The 16,775-nt window shown below is 69.3% G+C and carries 18 protein-coding genes; all 18 read right to left on the reverse strand.

Going from position 1 to position 16,775, the window contains the following annotated elements; genetic code table 11:
- A complete protein-coding gene (locus AQJ11_RS23000) occupies positions 1-447 on the reverse strand; it encodes a DUF2550 domain-containing protein (RefSeq protein ID WP_014675016.1) in 447 nt (148 codons plus the stop codon).
- A gap of 151 nt (positions 448-598) precedes the next feature.
- Positions 599-973 carry a F0F1 ATP synthase subunit epsilon gene (locus AQJ11_RS23005; RefSeq protein WP_014675015.1) on the reverse strand — a complete coding sequence of 125 codons (375 nt, stop codon included), beginning with the start codon at positions 971-973 and terminating at the stop codon, positions 599-601.
- Positions 974-1,092: 119 nt separating this feature from the next.
- Positions 1,093-2,529, reverse strand: coding sequence for a F0F1 ATP synthase subunit beta (atpD, locus tag AQJ11_RS23010; RefSeq protein WP_014675014.1), 1,437 nt, complete (start codon positions 2,527-2,529; stop codon positions 1,093-1,095).
- Positions 2,530-3,447 (reverse strand): F0F1 ATP synthase subunit gamma, encoded by a 918-nt coding sequence (locus AQJ11_RS23015; protein ID WP_014675013.1) that lies wholly within the window; start codon positions 3,445-3,447, stop codon positions 2,530-2,532. It abuts the gene before it with no gap.
- A gap of 21 nt (positions 3,448-3,468) precedes the next feature.
- The gene (gene atpA, locus AQJ11_RS23020) at positions 3,469-5,061 is read right to left on the reverse strand and encodes a F0F1 ATP synthase subunit alpha (protein ID WP_014675012.1); all 1,593 of its coding nucleotides are present in this window, start codon (positions 5,059-5,061) and stop codon (positions 3,469-3,471) included.
- 132 nt (positions 5,062-5,193) lie between these two features.
- Positions 5,194-6,009: a F0F1 ATP synthase subunit delta gene (locus tag AQJ11_RS23025; RefSeq protein ID WP_059264206.1), complete on the reverse strand. Its 816-nt coding sequence runs from the start codon at positions 6,007-6,009 to the stop codon at positions 5,194-5,196.
- Positions 6,006-6,554, reverse strand: a complete 549-nt coding sequence (locus tag AQJ11_RS23030) for a F0F1 ATP synthase subunit B (RefSeq protein WP_014675010.1) — start codon at positions 6,552-6,554, stop codon at positions 6,006-6,008. Before AQJ11_RS23030 ends, AQJ11_RS23025 begins: the two co-directional genes overlap by 4 nt.
- Before the next feature lie 39 nt (positions 6,555-6,593).
- Positions 6,594-6,839: an ATP synthase F0 subunit C gene (gene atpE, locus AQJ11_RS23035; RefSeq protein WP_014675009.1), complete on the reverse strand. Its 246-nt coding sequence runs from the start codon at positions 6,837-6,839 to the stop codon at positions 6,594-6,596.
- A 78-nt stretch (positions 6,840-6,917) separates the two neighbouring features.
- Positions 6,918-7,736, reverse strand: coding sequence for a F0F1 ATP synthase subunit A (atpB, locus tag AQJ11_RS23040; protein WP_014675008.1), 819 nt, complete (start codon positions 7,734-7,736; stop codon positions 6,918-6,920).
- 225 nt (positions 7,737-7,961) lie between these two features.
- Complete coding sequence (locus AQJ11_RS23045) at positions 7,962-8,399, reverse strand: Cg1360 family ATP-synthase-associated protein (RefSeq protein WP_014675007.1); 438 nt, start codon at positions 8,397-8,399, stop codon at positions 7,962-7,964.
- A gap of 301 nt (positions 8,400-8,700) precedes the next feature.
- Positions 8,701-10,026 (reverse strand): MraY family glycosyltransferase, encoded by a 1,326-nt coding sequence (locus AQJ11_RS23050; RefSeq protein ID WP_059264207.1) that lies wholly within the window; start codon positions 10,024-10,026, stop codon positions 8,701-8,703.
- Between the two features lie 128 nt (positions 10,027-10,154).
- Positions 10,155-11,393, reverse strand: a complete 1,239-nt coding sequence (locus AQJ11_RS23055) for a serine hydroxymethyltransferase (protein WP_014675005.1) — start codon at positions 11,391-11,393, stop codon at positions 10,155-10,157.
- Between the two features lie 85 nt (positions 11,394-11,478).
- On the reverse strand, positions 11,479-12,156 hold the full coding sequence (locus AQJ11_RS23060) for an arsenate reductase/protein-tyrosine-phosphatase family protein (protein WP_058081908.1): 678 nt from the start codon (positions 12,154-12,156) through the stop codon (positions 11,479-11,481).
- The gene (locus AQJ11_RS23065; RefSeq protein WP_014675003.1) at positions 12,153-12,800 is read right to left on the reverse strand and encodes an L-threonylcarbamoyladenylate synthase; all 648 of its coding nucleotides are present in this window, start codon (positions 12,798-12,800) and stop codon (positions 12,153-12,155) included. Before AQJ11_RS23065 ends, AQJ11_RS23060 begins: the two co-directional genes overlap by 4 nt.
- Before the next feature lie 52 nt (positions 12,801-12,852).
- Positions 12,853-13,698, reverse strand: a complete 846-nt coding sequence (prmC, locus tag AQJ11_RS23070) for a peptide chain release factor N(5)-glutamine methyltransferase (protein ID WP_014675002.1) — start codon at positions 13,696-13,698, stop codon at positions 12,853-12,855.
- A 45-nt stretch (positions 13,699-13,743) separates the two neighbouring features.
- Positions 13,744-14,811 carry a peptide chain release factor 1 gene (gene prfA, locus AQJ11_RS23075; RefSeq protein WP_058081907.1) on the reverse strand — a complete coding sequence of 356 codons (1,068 nt, stop codon included), beginning with the start codon at positions 14,809-14,811 and terminating at the stop codon, positions 13,744-13,746.
- Positions 14,812-14,916: 105 nt separating this feature from the next.
- Positions 14,917-15,141 (reverse strand): 50S ribosomal protein L31, encoded by a 225-nt coding sequence (gene rpmE, locus AQJ11_RS23080; protein ID WP_014675000.1) that lies wholly within the window; start codon positions 15,139-15,141, stop codon positions 14,917-14,919.
- Between the two features lie 184 nt (positions 15,142-15,325).
- Positions 15,326-16,459 (reverse strand): LCP family protein, encoded by a 1,134-nt coding sequence (locus tag AQJ11_RS23085; protein WP_059264208.1) that lies wholly within the window; start codon positions 16,457-16,459, stop codon positions 15,326-15,328.
- Positions 16,460-16,775 lie beyond the last annotated feature (316 nt).

Here is a 16,775-nt window from a genome sequence, read left to right on the forward strand (position 1 = left end):
CTAAGCGACATTGACGCGCTGACCCGGCGGGGCTGCCTCCAGCCACGCGAGGAAACCGGTCAGCGCGTCTTCGCTCATGGCGAGTTCCAGGCGCGTGCCCCGGTGGGTGCAGGCCAGCACCACCGCGTCGGACAGCAGCGCCAGCTCCTCCTCGCCCTCGGGCAGCCGGCGTCCGGCCACCTCGATCTGACCGCGCTCCAGGACGCGGCGGGGGCGGGGGGCGTAGGAGAAGACCCGGTACCACTCGATCCGGTCGCCGTTGTAGCGGGCGACACCGTAGGACCAGCCCTTGCCGCCCGTGTCCGGTTTCTCGGGCAGGTCCCAGCGCAGCGAACAGTCGAAGGTGCCACCGGAGCGCTGGATGAGCCTGCGGCGCAGCCCGAACAGGAACAGTCCCACCACCACGAGCGCGACCACGATCCCGCACACAGTCAGAGCGAGGACCATCGGCACCGACCTCCTCGTCTCCTAGGTAGAACTGCTTCTACGACTGAGTAATGAAACGGAAAAAACACCCACATCTGCCTCAGCCGCGACCGGCACCGGATTGCTCCGGGCCGGCCGCGGCTGAGTGACGTCAACGTACAGCGCGGCTGGTTCAGCGCGCCGTCGCAGCACGCAGTCGGACGTCCGCGCGGCGCTCGGCGACGGCGTCGCCCTCCGCCTTCGCACGCTCCAGTTCCCGCTCCGTGCGCTGGACATCGATCTCGTCCGACAGCTCGGCGATCTCGGCCAGCAGGGACAGCTTGTTGTCCGCGAACGAGATGAAACCGCCGTGCACCGCGGCGACGACCGTTCCACCTTCACTCGTACGGATGGTCACCGGGCCCGACTCCAGCACACCGAGCAGCGGCTGGTGACCGGGCATGACGCCGATGTCGCCGGACGTGGTGCGCGCGACGACCAGGGTGGCCTCGCCGGACCAGACCTGGCGGTCGGCGGCGACCAGCTCGACGTGCAGCTCAGCAGCCAAGGGTGGCTCCTCGGGTCACCACCCGGCAGGGGCGCCGGGTGTTGGGGTCAATTCTAGTGGGCGTGAGTGAGGGGGCGGGACGCACCCCGCCCCCTCACGACTCAGGCGAGTGCCCGAAGTCAGGAGACGCCCAGCTCCTTCGCGTTCTTCTTGAGGTCCTCAAGACCACCGCACATGAAGAACGCCTGCTCGGGGAAGTGGTCGTACTCGCCGTCGCAGATCGCGTTGAACGCGGCGATCGACTCGTCGAGCGGCACGTCCGAGCCGTCCACGCCGGTGAACTGCTTGGCGACGTGGGTGTTCTGGGACAGGAAGCGCTCCACCCGACGGGCACGGTGGACGACGAGCTTGTCCTCCTCGCCGAGCTCGTCGATACCGAGGATCGCGATGATGTCCTGGAGGTCCTTGTACTTCTGCAGGATCGTCTTCACGCGCATGGCCGCGTTGTAGTGGTCCTGCGAGATGTAGCGCGGGTCCAGGATCCGGGACGTGGAGTCCAGCGGGTCCACGGCCGGGTAGATGCCCTTCTCGGAGATCGGACGGGACAGAACCGTCGTCGCGTCGAGGTGGGCGAAGGTGGTGGCCGGGGCCGGGTCGGTCAGGTCGTCGGCGGGGACGTAGATCGCCTGCATCGAGGTGATCGAGTGACCGCGGGTCGAGGTGATGCGCTCCTGGAGGAGGCCCATCTCGTCGGCCAGGTTCGGCTGGTAACCCACCGCGGACGGCATACGGCCGAGCAGCGTGGAGACCTCGGAACCGGCCTGCGTGAAGCGGAAGATGTTGTCGATGAAGAACAGCACGTCCTGCTTCTGGACGTCACGGAAGTACTCGGCCATGGTGAGGCCGGCCAGCGCGACGCGCAGACGGGTGCCCGGCGGCTCGTCCATCTGACCGAAGACCAGCGCGGTCTTGTCGATGACGCCCGAGTCGGACATCTCCTCGATCAGGTCGTTGCCCTCACGGGTGCGCTCACCGACACCGGCGAACACGGAGACACCGTCGTGGTTGTTGGCGACGCGGTAGATCATCTCCTGGATGAGCACCGTCTTGCCGACGCCGGCGCCGCCGAACAGACCGATCTTGCCGCCCTTGACGTACGGGGTCAGCAGGTCGATGACCTTGACGCCGGTCTCGAACATCTCGGTCTTCGACTCAAGCTCGTCGAAGTTCGGGGCCTTGCGGTGGATGGACCAGCGCTCGCCCTCGTACTGCTCGTCGACGTTCAGCACCTCACCGAGGGTGTTGAACACCTTGCCCTTGGTGAAGTCACCGACCGGGACGGTGATGCCGTCGCCGGTGTCGACGACCGGGGCCTGGCGGACCAGACCGTCGGTCGGCTGCATGGAGATGGTGCGGACCAGGCCGTCACCCAGGTGCTGGGCGACCTCCAGGGTCAGCGTCTTCTTCTCGCCCGCGTTGGCCGGGTCGGCGACCTCGACGTGGAGGGCGTTGTAGATGTCCGGCATCGCGTCGACGGGGAACTCCACGTCGACGACCGGGCCGATGACCCGGGCGACGCGGCCCGTAGCCGTCGCGGTCTCAACAGTGGTGGTCATTTATCGGTCACTCCCCGCGGTCGCGTCGGCCAGGGCGCTCGCGCCACCGACGATCTCGCTGATTTCCTGGGTGATTTCGGCCTGGCGGGCCGCGTTGGCAAGACGGGACAGCGTGTTGATCAGCTCGCCCGCGTTGTCGGTGGCCGACTTCATCGCGCGCCGCGTGGCGGCGTGCTTCGAAGCGGCCGACTGGAGCAGCGCGTTGTAGATGCGGCTCTCCACGTAGCGCGGCAGCAGGGCGTCGAGGACGTCCTCCGCCGAGGGCTCGAAGTCGTACAGCGGGAGGATCTCGCCCTTCGGGTGAGCCTCCTCGGCGACCTCTTCGAGGCGCAGCGGCAGCAGCCGGGCGTCGAGCGCCGTCTGCGTCATCATCGAGACGAACTCGGTGAAGACGATGTGGAGTTCGTCCACGCCGCCCTCGGCCGTCTCCTTCTCGATGGCCTCGATCAGCGGCGCCGCCACCTTCTTGGCGTCCGCGTACGTCGGCTCGTCGGTGAAGCCGCTCCACGACTCCGCGATCTTGCGCTCACGGAAGTTGTAGTGGGCCACACCGCGCCGGCCGACGATGTACGTGTCGACCTGCTTGCCCTCGCGCTCCAGGCGCTCGGTGAGCTGCTCCGCCGCCTTGATGGCGTTGGAGTTGAAGGCGCCGGCCAGACCGCGGTCGCTCGTGAGGAGCAGGACCGCGGCACGGGTCGGGTTCTCCGTCTCCGTGGTGAGCGGGTGCTTGGTGTTCGAACCCGTACCGACCGCCGTGACCGCGCGCGTGAGCTCCTGCGCGTACGGCGTGGAGGCCGCCACCTTGCGCTGCGCCTTGACGACGCGCGAGGCGGCGATCATCTCCATCGCCTTGGTGATCTTCTTGGTCGCGCTGACGGATCGGATGCGACGCTTGTAGACCCGGAGCTGGGCTCCCATGAGTCAGGTCCCTTCCTTACGTCACTTGGCGGCAGCGGCAGGAACGTCCTCGCCGAGCAGCTTGCCGTCGCTCGTCTCGAACTGCTTCTTGAACTCCGCCACGGCGTCGTCGATCGCCTGGATCGTGTCGTCCGACATCTTGGCGCCCTCGCGGATGGAGGTGAGCAGGCCCTGGTGCTTCCGGTGCAGGAAGTCCAGCAGCTCCTTCTCGAAGCGGCGGATGTCGACGACCGGCACGTCGTCCATGCGGCCGTTGGTGCCGGCCCAGACGGAGACGACCTGGTCCTCGGTGGCCATCGGCTGGTACTGGTCCTGCTTCAGCAGCTCGACCATGCGCTGGCCGCGCTCCAGCTGGGCCTTCGAGGCCGCGTCCAGGTCGGAACCGAAGGCGGCGAACGCCTCCAGCTCACGGAACTGGGCGAGGTCCACACGGAGGCGGCCGGAGACCTGGCGCATCGCCTTGTGCTGCGCGGAACCACCGACTCGGGAGACGGAGATACCGACGTTCAGCGCGGGACGCTGACCGGCGTTGAACAGGTCCGACTCCAGGAAGCACTGGCCGTCGGTGATGGAGATGACGTTGGTCGGGATGAACGCCGAGACGTCGTTGGCCTTGGTCTCGACGATCGGCAGACCGGTCATCGAACCGGCACCCATGTCGTCGGAGAGCTTGGCGCAGCGCTCCAGCAGCCGGGAGTGCAGGTAGAAGACGTCACCCGGGTAGGCCTCACGGCCCGGCGGGCGGCGCAGCAGCAGCGACACGGCACGGTAGGCGTCGGCCTGCTTCGACAGGTCGTCGAAGATGATCAGGACGTGCTTGCCCTGGTACATCCAGTGCTGGCCGATGGCCGAACCGGTGTACGGCGCCAGGTACTTGAAGCCGGCCGGGTCGGACGCCGGGGCGGCGACGATGGTCGTGTACTCCAGCGCGCCGTTCTCCTCCAGCGCGCGGCGCACGCCGGCGATGGTGGAGCCCTTCTGGCCGATGGCGACGTAGATGCAGCGGACCTGCTTCTTCGGGTCGCCCGAGCGCCAGTTGTCGCGCTGGTTGATGATCGTGTCGACGGCCAGGGCGGTCTTGCCGGTCTGGCGGTCGCCGATGATCAGCTGACGCTGACCACGGCCGATCGGGGTCATCGCGTCGACGGCCTTGTAGCCCGTCTCCATCGGCTCGTGCACCGACTTGCGCTGCATGACCGTGGGGGCCTGCAGCTCAAGGGCGCGGCGGCCGTCGGTCTCGATCTCGCCGAGGCCGTCGATCGGGTTGCCGAGCGGGTCGACGACACGGCCGAGGTAGCCCTCGCCGACCGCGACGGAGAGGACCTCACCGGTGCGCGTGACCGGCTGACCCTCCTCGATGCCGCTGAACTCACCGAGGACGATGGCACCGATCTCGCGCTCTTCCAGGTTCAGCGCGAGGCCGAGGGTGCCGTCCTCGAACTTCAGCAGTTCGTTGGCCATGGCCGAGGGCAGGCCCTCGACCTTCGCGATGCCGTCGCCGGCAAGGGTGACCGTACCGACCTCCTCGCGCGAGGCCGCGTCCGGCTTGTACGACTGGACGAAGTTCTCCAGCGCGTCCCGGATCTCCTCCGGCCGGATCGTGAGCTCCGCCATCTGGGTTCCCTGCTCTCCTTGTTGGGCCCGAAGTTTCACTTTGGGGGTCTGGGGGCGACCCCCAGGAATCCTCTGCACGGCCCAACCAGGGCCGTAAGTACGTACTGCTCTTCTCGAAATATCGAGTTGCTGCTAGCTCGCCATGCGGCGGGCGGCCTCGTCCAGCCGGTCCGCGAGGGAGCCGTTGATGACCTCGTCACCGACCTGCACCCGGATCCCGCCGACGACCTCGGGGTCGACATCGAGGTTGAGGTGCATCCGGCGCCCGTAGAGCTTGGTCAGGGCGGCACCGAGGCGCTCGCGCTGCCTGTCGCTCAGCGGCACCGCCGAGGTGACGACGGCGACCACGCGGTTCCGGCGCTCGGCGGCGAGCTTGGACAGGGACTCCAGTCCCGTCTCCAGGCTACGTCCACGCGGCGCGGTCGCGAGGCGCGTCACCAGCCGCTCGGTGACCGGCTTGGCCCGTCCGCCCAGGAGCCGGTGCAGCAGCTCGGTCTTGGCCGAGGTGCCGGCGGCACGGTCGGTGAGCGCGGCGCGCAGCCCGGTGTTGGAGGAGACGATCCGGCCGAACCGGAACAGCTCGTCCTCGACGTCGTCGAGGGTGCCCGTCTTCTCCGCGGCCGTGAGGTCGGCGATGTTCGCCAGCTCCTCCAGCGCGTCCACCAGGTCGCGGGGCTGCGACCAGCGGGACCGGGCCAGTCCGGACACCAGGTCGGCGGCGGAGCCGCTGACCTGGCCGCCGATCAGGCGCTGGACCAGCTGCGCCTTCGCCTCCCCGGGCTGCGCCGGGTCGGTGAGGACCCGGCGCAGGCCGGCCTCGCGGTCGAGCAGCGCGGTGACGGCCGCCAGCTCGTCCGCGAGCTTCGCGGCGTCGACGGACGTGGAGTCCGTCAGCGCGTCGAGACGCTCACGTGCGGCTGCCAGGGCCTCGCGGCTCGCTCCGTTCATCGCGCGGCCTCGGCCTTCTCCTCAAGCTCGTCGAGGAAGCGGTCGATCACACGGCTCTGGCGGGCGTGGTCCTCAAGGGACTCGCCGACGAGCTTGCCGGCCAGTTCGGTGGCGAGCTTGCCGACGTCCTGGCGCAGCGCGGACGCGGCGGCCTTGCGGTCGGCCTCGATCTGGGCGTGGCCGGCGGTGACGATCTCCTCGCGCTGCCGCTGGCCCTCGGCCCGCATCTCGGCGATGAGCGCGGCACCCTGCTCCTGCGCCTCCTGGCGCAGGCGCGCGGCCTCGTGCCGGGCCTCGGCGAGCTGGGCCTTGTACTGCTCAAGGACGCTCTGGGCCTCGACCTTCATGGCGTCGGCCTCTTCGATGCCGCCTTCGATCGCCGCGCGACGCTCCTCCAGAACCTTGTTGATGTTCGGAAGCAGCTTCTTCCAGAAGAAGAAGAACACGATGGCGAAGGCGATGGTGCCGACGAGCAGCTCGGGACCCGGAGGAACGAGCGGGTTCTGCTCCTCCTCGGCCGCGAGTGCAACCAGGTTGGCGATCACATCAGTGCCTTTCGTCGATTCGTGTCGGGTAAGCGCTGATTACTTACCGAACACGAACGGCATAACGATGCCGATGAGGGCGAGCGCCTCACAGAAGGCGAAGCCCAGGATCTGGTTGGCGCGGATCAGACCGGCGGCCTCGGGCTGACGGGCGAGGGCCTGGGTGCCGTTACCGAAGATGATGCCGACGCCGATGCCGGGGCCGATCGCGGCGAGGCCGTAACCGATGGAGCCGACGGAGCCGTGGACGCCGGTTTCAGCAGCAAGGGTCTGGAGAGCGGACATGCCGGTTCTTCCTTCTCTTTCATGGACCGGTGGGGGTTGGCCACCGGACGACTGGGGGGTTGGGGGCGGTGGTACGACTCAGTGGTGCTCGGCGAGAGCGCCCTGAATGTAGGAGCAGGCCAGCAGGACGAAGACGTACGCCTGGACGGCCTGGACGAAGAGCTCGAAGCAGATCATGGCCATCGTCATCACGAAGGAGACGCCGGCGGCCGGCACCATCCAGCTGTTCAGCAGGTACCAGGAGGCGACGGTGAACATCACCAGCATCAGGTGACCGGCGAACATGTTGGCGAACAGTCGCACCGCGTGCGTGAACGGGCGGACCAGCAGGTTCGAGAAGAACTCGATGACCATGACCAGCGGCAGCACCGGGCCGAGCGACTTGTCGTAGCCGGTGACGTTCTTGAAGAAGCCGACGAAGCCGTGCTTCTTGAAGGTCAGCGCGACCCAGGTGACGTAGACGATCGCGGCGAGCACCGCCGGGTAGGCGATGATCGAGGAGACCGGGAACTGCGCGAGCGGGACCACGGACCACACGTTCATGATCCAGATGAAGAAGAAGAGGGAGACCATGAGCGGCACCCACTTCTCGCCCTCGCGCTTGCCGAGGGTCTCGTACACGATGCCGCGGCGGACGAAGTCGTAGCCTGCCTCGCCGATCATCTGGAGCTTGCCCGGGACGACCTTGGCCTTGCCGAAGGCGGCCCAGAAGAAGGCGACGACGAGGACGGTGGTGACGAGCGCGAGCAGCATCACCTTGTTGAACTCGAAGCCACCGACCGTGGCGAGCGGCTTGAACAGGAAGGAGTGCAGGCCCGGAGCCGGGAAGCCACACCCGTTGTCGGACATGATCCGACAACTCCAGTCGAAGGCGAGCTGGGTCTGGTCAGCACTCACCGCGGGCTCCTTCGGCGTGACGCATGGGTTCGGCAACCTCGTTGTGTCGGCGCGGCGCACGGCCGCGGATCGGCACCGGACTGGTGTTACGGATGTGGGGGCGGCTGGGGGGCATCGAGCCTCGCGATCGAGCAGGCGTCAGCTCAGATGCCCGCGCCCGCGATGCCGCAGTTGGCACCGGACGATAGCAGGAGATCTCACAAGCCTTTATCCCGCCCCTACCCCTCACGGCTTCCGCCCTGTCTTCTCGGGCTTCTCGCTCTTCGCGGAGTCCGGGTCGATGTAGAAGATCTTGGCCTTCATGTGCGCGCGTGCCTGCGCGGCCATCCACACGACGGTCGCGACGACGAGCGACACGGCGAACGTCTTCGCGTTGAAGAGCGAGGTGTCCTTGAAGACGGCGACGAAGATCAGGAGGAGCAGCAGCTGGGCGACGTAGAGCAGCAGCCCCATCGCCTGGAAGAGCTGCGGGAGCGTTTTTGCCGTCCACTGGAGCACGTAGAGGCCGATTCCCATGAACAGGATGGCCAGCACCGTGCCGACGACCGCGCCGAGCGCGCCCTTGCCCCCCGCGACCGCGGCGCTCACGGCGACGGCGATCACGCCGGCAGCCGCCGTGGGCACGGCGATCTGCGCAAGGTTCCGGACGTCATTGGACGGCATGGCGGCAACTCCGCTTTTCACAGGGGGCAGGGTGTCGTCATGGACGAGCGTAGTCCCGGGCTGAGTGATCGAGACCTCACACCAATGGACCGTCGCACTCGGGTCCTTCGGCTCTATCCGGGGTTCTCGTGAACCGTATCACAAACTATTTGATGAGGTCTTTACCTGGTAGGTGTGCTCGCTGTCACACATGAGAGTGACAGTGCGCGTCTGTGCAAAAACCGTGCCCACTTGTCTGGTATTAGGGGCGTTTGCTCCCCCACGAGTTGGCAATGCTCTAGTCAGATTCTTACCTTGGCCGTCAACGGCGATCGAGGAATCGTGACCTTGCGCCGATCGCGGTCGCCCCGTTGACGCCCGAGACACCGGCCGTGACCGGGGTCCGCTCCTCGCCGCCCGGAGCCTCCGCTTCCGAACCGGTGGCGGCCTCCGCCGCCGCGGTGGCCTCGGGAGCCCGGCGGCGCCTGCGGTACCGCGGCGGCACGAACCGCTGGGCCCACACCGGCACGCGCGGGGTGAAGCGCGGGAGCAGCAGCAGGACCAGACCGACCGCGCTCAGGAAGACCACGCCCAGCACGATCCACATCGACGCCGAGTTGACCGAGTACGCCAGCGCCCCGAAGCCGATCAGCGCCGACCAGAAGTACATGATCAGCACGGCCCGGCTGTGCGAGTGGCCGATCTCCAGCAGACGGTGGTGCAGATGGCCGCGGTCGGCGGCGAACGGCGACTGACCGCGCCAGGTGCGGCGCACGATCGCCAGCACCAGGTCGGCGGCCGGTACGGCGATGATCGTCAGCGGCAGCAGCAGCGGGATGTACACCGGGACCGTCTGGTGGACCGCCGCCTTCTCCGAACCCGCGTACAGGTTCAGCGCGTCCGGGTCCACCTGGCCGGTGATCGAGATCGCGCCGGCCGACAGCACCAGGCCGATGAGCATCGACCCCGAGTCGCCCATGAAGATCCGCGCCGGGTGCATGTTGTGCGGCAGGAAGCCCAGGCACATGCCCATCAGGATCGCCGCGAACAGGGTGCCGGGGGCGGCGGCCTCGATGCCGTACGAGTACCAGATCCGGTAGGCGTACAGGAAGAACGCGCCCGCCGCGATGCACACCATGCCCGCCGCGAGGCCGTCCAGGCCGTCCACGAAGTTCACCGCGTTGATCGTGATGACCACCAGGGCGACCGTCAGCAGCGTGCCCTGCCACTGGGTCAGCGCGACGTTGCCGACGCCCGGGATGGGCAGCCACAGGATCGTCAGACCCTGCATGACCATCACGCCCGCGGCGATCATCTGACCGCCCAGCTTGATCAGGGCGTCGATCTCGAACTTGTCGTCCAGGACACCGATCAGCCAGATCAGGGCCGCGCCGGAGAGCAGCGCCCGCGGCTCGTTGGACTTCGCGAAGACCTCGTTGAGGTTGGTCAGGTGGTCGGCGACCAGCAGACCCGCGCACAGCCCGAAGAACATCGCGATACCGCCGAGGCGCGGAGTGGGTTCCCGGTGCACGTCCCGGGCACGGATCTCCGGCATCGCCCCGGCCACGATCGCGAACTTCCGTACCGGTCCCGTCAGGAGGTACGTCACCGCAGCCGTGATGCAGAGCGTCAGCAGGTATTCACGCACGGGCTTCCCCACAGGTCTCGCTGGCCATCACAGCCCCACACCCTAGCGACGGACGCATACGGATGAGGACTTCCGGGTAGCGACGATGGTTGCACGAGTGTCTGTGCACCTCCGTCGGCTACCCCGGTTCAGCCCGGATACGGCGGAAACTGGCCGGTGAGCGCGCGCGCCTCCTCCCGCGCCGCGACCGGCTCCGTCTCACCGCGCAGCACGGCCGCCAGCAGCGCCGCGATCCGCACCATCTCCGGCTCGCCCATGCCCTGGGTGGTCACCGCGGCCGTGCCCAGGCGCAGCCCGCGGCCGTCGCCGTGCGGCAGCGCGCAGCAGTCCAGCACCAGGCCGGCCGCCAGCAGCCGGCCGCGCGCGGTGCGGCCGTCCACGCCGAGCGGGGCGGGGTCGGCGGTGATCAGATGGGTGTCCGTGCCGCCGGTGGTGACGGCCAGCCCCTCCGCGGCCAGATGACCGGCCAGCACGCGCGCGTTGGCGACCACCTGGTGGGCGTACGCGGCGAACGCCGGGGTCGCCGCCTCACCGAACGCGACGGCCTTGGCGGCGATGGTGTGCATCTGGGCGCCGCTCTGGGTGAAGGGGAAGACGGCCCGGTCCACGCGCTCGGCCAGCTCCGCGCCGCACAGGATCATCCCGCCGCGCGGGCCGCGCAGCACCTTGTGGGTGGTCGCGCACACGATGTCCGCGTACGGCACCGGGTTGGGCGCCGCTCCCCCGGCGACCAGGCCGATCGGATGCGCGGCGTCGGCGATCAGATAGGCCCCGACCTCGTCGGCGACCTCGCGGAAGAAGGCGTAGTCCAGGTGCCGGGGGTAGGCGATGGAGCCGCACACGATCGCCTTGGGCCGGTGGTTGCGGGCCAGGTGGCGCACCTGGTCGTGGTCGATCAGCCCGGTCTCGGCGTCCACGCCGTAGCCGACGAAGTCGAACCAGCGGCCGGAGAAGTTCGCCGGGGAGCCGTGGGTGAGGTGGCCGCCGTAGGGCAGGCCGAGGGCGAGGACGGTGTCACCGGGGCGCAGCAGGGCCGCGTAGGCGGCCAGAACGGCCGAGGAACCGGAGTGGGACTGGACGTTGGCGTGCTCGGCGCCGAACAGGGCCTTGGCCCGGTCGATGGCCGCGCGTTCGGCGACGTCGACGAGCTCGCAGCCGCCGTGGTGCCGGGCGCCGGGATAGCCCTCGGCGTACTTGTTGGCGAGCGCGGAGCCGAGGGCGGCCAGCACGGCCGGCGAGCAGAAGTTCTCGGCGGCGATCAGCTGGAGCGTGGTCGACTGCCTCTCCAGCTCGGCCAGGAGGATCTCGGCCAGGGCCGGGTCCTGCCGGCGCAGGACGTCGGTCTCAAGGGAATGGGTGACCGACATGGCGGGCTCCCGGGGCGGTCGGCGGTGACGTATCCCCAATGTAGGCCGGGCAGGTGCGGGACGCCCGGTATTGCGGCCGCGCGCCCTACGTCCGTGCCGCGACCCCGGTCAGCGCCGTCACCACCGGGTCCAGGGCGTCCCGTATCTCGTCGCCGATCGACCGGAAGAAGGTGAGCGGGGCGCCGTACGGGTCGTACACCTCGTCGGCCTCCGCGGTCGGGGCGAGCAGCCAGCCGCGCAGCGCCGCCGCCGCGCGCACCAGCGCCCGGGCCCGCATGACCACGCCGTCCTCCAGGGGCGGCAGGGTGGCCGGATCTATCGCCCGGACCAGGCGGGTGAACTCCTTCAGGGTGAAGGTGCGCAGGCCCGCCGAATGGCCCATGGAGATGACCTGGGCGCGGTGGTCGCGGGTGGCGGTCAGCACCAGGTCCGCCCTGATCACGTGCTCGTCCAGCAGCTCCCGGCCGACGAACCCGGAGGCGTCCGCCCCGAACTCGGCCAGCACGGTCTCCGCGTGGGACTCCATGGGCGCGCCCTCGTGGCCCCAGGTCCCGGCGCTCTCCACGATCAGCCCGCCACCGAGTACGCCGAGCCGCTCCGCGACGAAGTGGCGGGTCAGCCGCTCGGTGATGGGCGAGCGGCACACATTGCCGGTGCTGACGTGGAGGATGCGGAACGTGTCGCGGGGGAACCCGAACGTCGTCGTCTCCTCCGCGCTGTAGCCCCCGCCGCCTATGCCACGCCCCGCTTCAGGGGCCGTCAATTCGCCACCTCAAGGTCGGGTACGACCTTGCGCAGCTCCTCCGCGGAGAGCGCGCCCGCGCGCAGCAGCACCGGTACCTCGCGGGAGACGTCCACGATGGACGACGGCACGTTGCCCGGGGTGGGGCCGCCGTCGAGGTAGACGGAGACGGAGTCGCCGAGCATCTCCTGCGCGGCGTCGCAGTCCTCCGGCGCCGGGTGGCCGGTGAGGTTCGCCGAGGAGACGGCCATCGGGCCGACCTCGGTGAGCAGTTCGATGGCGACCGGGTGCAGCGGCATGCGGACGGCGACCGTGCCGCGGGTGTCGCCGAGGTCCCACTGGAGGGACGGCTGGTGCTTGGCGACGAGCGTCAGGGCGCCCGGCCAGAACGCGTCGACCAGCTCCCAGGCCAGCTCGGAGAAGTCCGTGACCAGGCCGTGCAGGGTGTTCGGGGAGCCGATGAGGACAGGGGTGGGCATGTTGCGGCCCCGGCCCTTGGCGGCGAGCAGGTCGGCGACGGCCTCCGAGGAGAACGCGTCGGCGCCGATGCCGTACACCGTGTCGGTCGGCAGGACCACCAGCTCGCCCCGGCGGACGGCGGACGCGGCCTCGCGCAGACCCGTCACACGGTCGGTCGCGTCGTTGGTGTCGTATCGCCGTGCCATGTCTAGCTGGCCTCCTCGTACACGTACTGCGGGGTTGAGAACTGGGGGGTGCTCACGGCAGCGCCTTGCGGGCGGTGGCGAACCGCGGGCGGTTGTTGAGGTCGGGGTGATCGGCCGCGTCGGCCCAGCCCCGCTCCTCGGTGAAGATCCACGGCACCTGGCCGCCCTGGGTGTCGGCGTGCTCGATCACGACGACCCCGCCCGGGCGCAGCAGCCGGTGCGCGGTGCGTTCGATGCCCCGGATGAGGTCCAGGCCGTCCTCGCCGGAGAACAGCGCCATCTCCGGGTCGTAGTCACGGGCCTCCGGGGCGACGTACTCCCACTCGGTGAGCGGGATGTACGGCGGGTTGGAGATGACCAGGTCGACCTGGCCGTCGAGGTCGGGGAAGGCGGTCAGCGCGTCGCCCTGGCGCAGGTCGACGCGGGAGCCGGCCATGTTCTTGCGGGTCCACACCAGGGCGTCCTCGGACAGCTCCACGGCGTGCACGCGCGAGCGCGGGACCTCCTGGGCGAGGGCGAGGGCGATGGCGCCGGAGCCGGTGCACAGGTCGACGATGCTGGGCTCGACCACGTCCATGGCACGCACGGCGTCTATGGCCCAGCCGACCACCGACTCGGTCTCCGGCCGGGGTACGAACACCCCCGGCCCGACCTGGAGCTCCAGGTACCGGAAGTAGGCCCGCCCGGTGATGTGCTGGAGCGGCTCGCGCTGCTCGCGCCGGGCGATGACCTCCCAGTACCGGGCGTCGAAGTCGGCGTCCTTCACGGAGTGCAGTTCGCCGCGCTTCACGCCGTGCACGAACGCGGCCAGCTCCTCCGCGTCGGTGCGCGGCGAGGGCACGCCGGCGTCGGCCAGCCGCTGGGTGGCCTGGGCCACCTCCGCGAGCAGCAGGTTCACGCGAGTCCTCCGTGTCGTACTCGTGCTCGTGCGTGCGTACGGCTCTCAGGCGGCGGCGAGCTTCGCCGCCGAGTCGGCGTCGACACAGGCCTGGATGACGGCGTCGAGGTCGCCGTCCAGGACCTGGTCCAGGTTGTACGCCTTGAAGCCGACGCGGTGGTCCGAGATGCGGTTCTCCGGGAAGTTGTAGGTGCGGATCTTCTCGGAGCGGTCCACGGTGCGGACCTGGCTGCGGCGGGCGTCGGCGGCCTCCCTCTCCGCCTCCTCCTGCGCCATGGCGAGCAGCCTGGAGCGCAGGATACGCATCGCCTGCTCCTTGTTCTGCAACTGGCTCTTCTCGTTCTGGCAGGAGGCGACGACTCCGGTCGGCAGGTGCGTGATGCGCACGGCGGAGTCGGTGGTGTTGACGGACTGGCCGCCGGGGCCGGAGGACCGGTAGACGTCGATGCGGAGGTCGTTGGGGTTGATCTCCACGTCCACCTCCTCGGCCTCGGGGGTCACGAGGACACCGGCGGCGGAGGTGTGGATACGGCCCTGGGACTCGGTGGCCGGGACCCGCTGCACGCGGTGCACCCCGCCCTCGTACTTCAGCCGGGCCCACACGCCCTGGCCGGGCTCGATCTGCCCGCGGGTCTTCACCGCGACCTGGACGTCCTTGTAGCCGCCCAGCTCGGACTCGGTGGCGTCGATGATCTCGGTCTTCCAGCCGACGCGCTCGGCGTAGCGCAGGTACATGCGCAGCAGGTCGCCCGCGAACAGCGCCGACTCGTCGCCGCCGGCGCCCGCCTTGATCTCCAGGATGACGTCCTTGTCGTCACTGGGGTCGCGCGGGACGAGCAGCAGGCGCAGCTTGTCGGTCAGCTCCTCGCGCTGCTTCTCCAGGTCCTTGACCTCGGCGGCGAAGTCGGGGTCGTCGGCGGCCAGCTCGCGCGCGGTCTCGACGTCGTCGCCGTTCTGCTTCCAGGAGCGGTACGTGGCGACGATCGGGGTCAGCTCGGCGTAGCGCTTGTTCAGCTTGCGCGCGTTCGCCTGGTCGGCGTGGACCGACGGATCGGCGAGCTTCTTCTCCAGGTCGGCGTGCTCGGCGACGAGTTCCTCGACGGCCTCGAACATCTTGGGCTCCTGTACTGCGGTGGTGGGAAGGGCGGGCGACCAAAAACGCCGGTCCCGGGCACACCCCCGTGAGGGCGTGACCGTGGACCGGCGAAATGGGGCTCGCTACTTCTTGGAGCCGGCGGCAGCCTTGCCGAAGCGGGCCTCGAAGCGGGCCACACGGCCACCGGTGTCGAGGATCTTCTGCTTGCCCGTGTAGAACGGGTGGCACTCGGAGCAGACCTCGGCCCGGATGGTGCCGGACTCGATGGTGCTGCGCGTGGTGAACGACGCGCCGCAGGTGCAGCTGACCTGCGTCTCGACGTACGCGGGGTGGATGTCGCGCTTCAAGGTGTCTCCTAGGTTTCGGGAGGGCGCCGGGTCGCTGCCGCGGGATGCGGAGGCGTGAACCGGAGCCGACGTACCAGTCTGCCAGGACTGGGGCCATCCCCCAAAACCGGGGGTGCGGTTGTTCTATTCCGGCTCAGGCGAGTGGCAGATCCGCCCGGGGAGGAGCCGCTTGGTCACCGCGCCCCTAGCCGGCGCTGACGACGCCCTTGGCCTCGCCCGTGGCCGTGCCTTGCGTGGCCGACTTCGGAATGGGGCGGTCGTTCCTCAGGGCGTTCCAGACCAGTTGGGCCTTGGTCTTGGCCAGGAGGACGCGGTTGGGGTTGGCCGGGTCGTACTGGACCGGCATCGTCACCATCTTCATGTGGGACGAGCCGATGCCCTTCAGACCGCCGGCGAAGTCGATCAGGGAGTCGACCGAGCCGAGGTCGGAGTCGGTGGTGACGGCCTTGGTGGCGGTGTCGGCGAGGTCGTACAGCTTCTTCGGGTTCGTGAGGACGCCGACGTGCTTGGCCTGGTCGATCAGGGCCTTGACGAACGCCTGCTGGAGCTGGATGCGGCCCAGGTCGGAGCCGTCGCCCACGCCGTGCCGGGTGCGGACCAGGCCGAGGGCCTGCTCGCCGTTCAGGGTGTGGGTGCCGGCCTTGAGCTTGAGGTGGCTCTGCCGGTCGTCGATGTCCTTGGTGGTGGTGACCCGGACCCCGCCGAGGTCGTCGATGAGCTTCTGGAAGCCCTGGAAGTCGACCTCCAGGTAGTGGTCCATGCGGATGCCGCTGAGGGACTCGACGGTCTTGACCGCGCAGGCCGCGCCGCCGGTGGAGTACGCCTCGTTGAACATCACGCCGGACGCGGCGGGGTGGGTGGTGCCCTTGGTGTCGGTGCACTGGGGCCGGTCCACCAGGGTGTCCCGGGGTATGGAGACCACGCTGGCCCGCTTGTGGCCCTCGTACACGTGCACGATCATCGCCGTGTCGGAGCGGGCGCTGCCGTCGTCGGTGCCGCCGCCGAGCTTCTTGTTCGTGCCGGAGCGGGTGTCCGAGCCGAGGACCAGGATGTTCTCGGAGCCGTTGTCGGCCTTCGAGGGCCGGTCGGTGCCGAGGGCCTGGTTGATGTCGACGCTGTGCAGGTTGCCGTTGAGCTTGAAGTACAGGTACCCGGCGCCGGCCCCGCCCAGCACCACCACGCCGGCCGCCGTCCAGGCGGTCGCGCGCAGCGCCTTGCGTCCCGTGCTGGGCGCCTTGCGGCGGCGGCCCTTGCCCCGGCGGCGCGAGGTCGTGCCCGGCTCTGTGAGGGCGGGCTGAGGCGTGCTCTCGGCGGCCACGTCGCTCCTAGGTCTCGTAGGTCGGTTACCCCCTGAGGTCAGGGTCAGGCGCGGTCGCACCGCTCCATCGTCACTCCGCCTGGTCAGACGGGGAAACTCGGGAAAGGGTTGCACAACGCACCGTGCCCGCCGGGTACGGCGGCGGGCACGGTGCGTAGTCATTGCGTCCGCGGGTACGGCGCTCACCTGCGGATTCGAGGCCGGAGATCGTCCGCCCGGAAACCGGCGCCCAGCGAGACCCGTGTGGCAAAGATCTCGCTTGCGGCCTTTGTGCCGGGAGCCCGCCCGTCAGAAGCCCGTATGCCAGAAGCCCGCC

Source organism: Streptomyces corchorusii, from assembly GCF_001514055.1.
In the GTDB taxonomy this organism is placed as follows: domain Bacteria; phylum Actinomycetota; class Actinomycetes; order Streptomycetales; family Streptomycetaceae; genus Streptomyces; species Streptomyces olivaceoviridis.

Bases quoted from the DNA above. Each gene is read 5' to 3' on its own strand.
- AQJ11_RS23065 (WP_014675003.1), bottom strand. From the start codon at position 12,800: ATGGCACGGCGATACGACACCAACGACGCGACCGACCGTGTGACGGGT.
- AQJ11_RS23015 (WP_014675013.1), bottom strand. From the start codon at position 3,447: ATGGGAGCCCAGCTCCGGGTCTACAAGCGTCGCATCCGATCCGTCAGC.
- AQJ11_RS23000 (WP_014675016.1), bottom strand. From the start codon at position 447: ATGGTCCTCGCTCTGACTGTGTGCGGGATCGTGGTCGCGCTCGTGGTG.
- atpE (WP_014675009.1), bottom strand. From the start codon at position 6,839: ATGTCCGCTCTCCAGACCCTTGCTGCTGAAACCGGCGTCCACGGCTCC.
- atpA (WP_014675012.1), bottom strand. From the start codon at position 5,061: ATGGCGGAGCTCACGATCCGGCCGGAGGAGATCCGGGACGCGCTGGAG.
- atpD (WP_014675014.1), bottom strand. From the start codon at position 2,529: ATGACCACCACTGTTGAGACCGCGACGGCTACGGGCCGCGTCGCCCGG.
- prfA (WP_058081907.1), bottom strand. From the start codon at position 14,811: ATGTTCGAGGCCGTCGAGGAACTCGTCGCCGAGCACGCCGACCTGGAG.
- AQJ11_RS23055 (WP_014675005.1), bottom strand. From the start codon at position 11,393: ATGTCGGTCACCCATTCCCTTGAGACCGACGTCCTGCGCCGGCAGGAC.
- AQJ11_RS23045 (WP_014675007.1), bottom strand. From the start codon at position 8,399: ATGCCGTCCAATGACGTCCGGAACCTTGCGCAGATCGCCGTGCCCACG.
- AQJ11_RS23025 (WP_059264206.1), bottom strand. From the start codon at position 6,009: ATGAACGGAGCGAGCCGCGAGGCCCTGGCAGCCGCACGTGAGCGTCTC.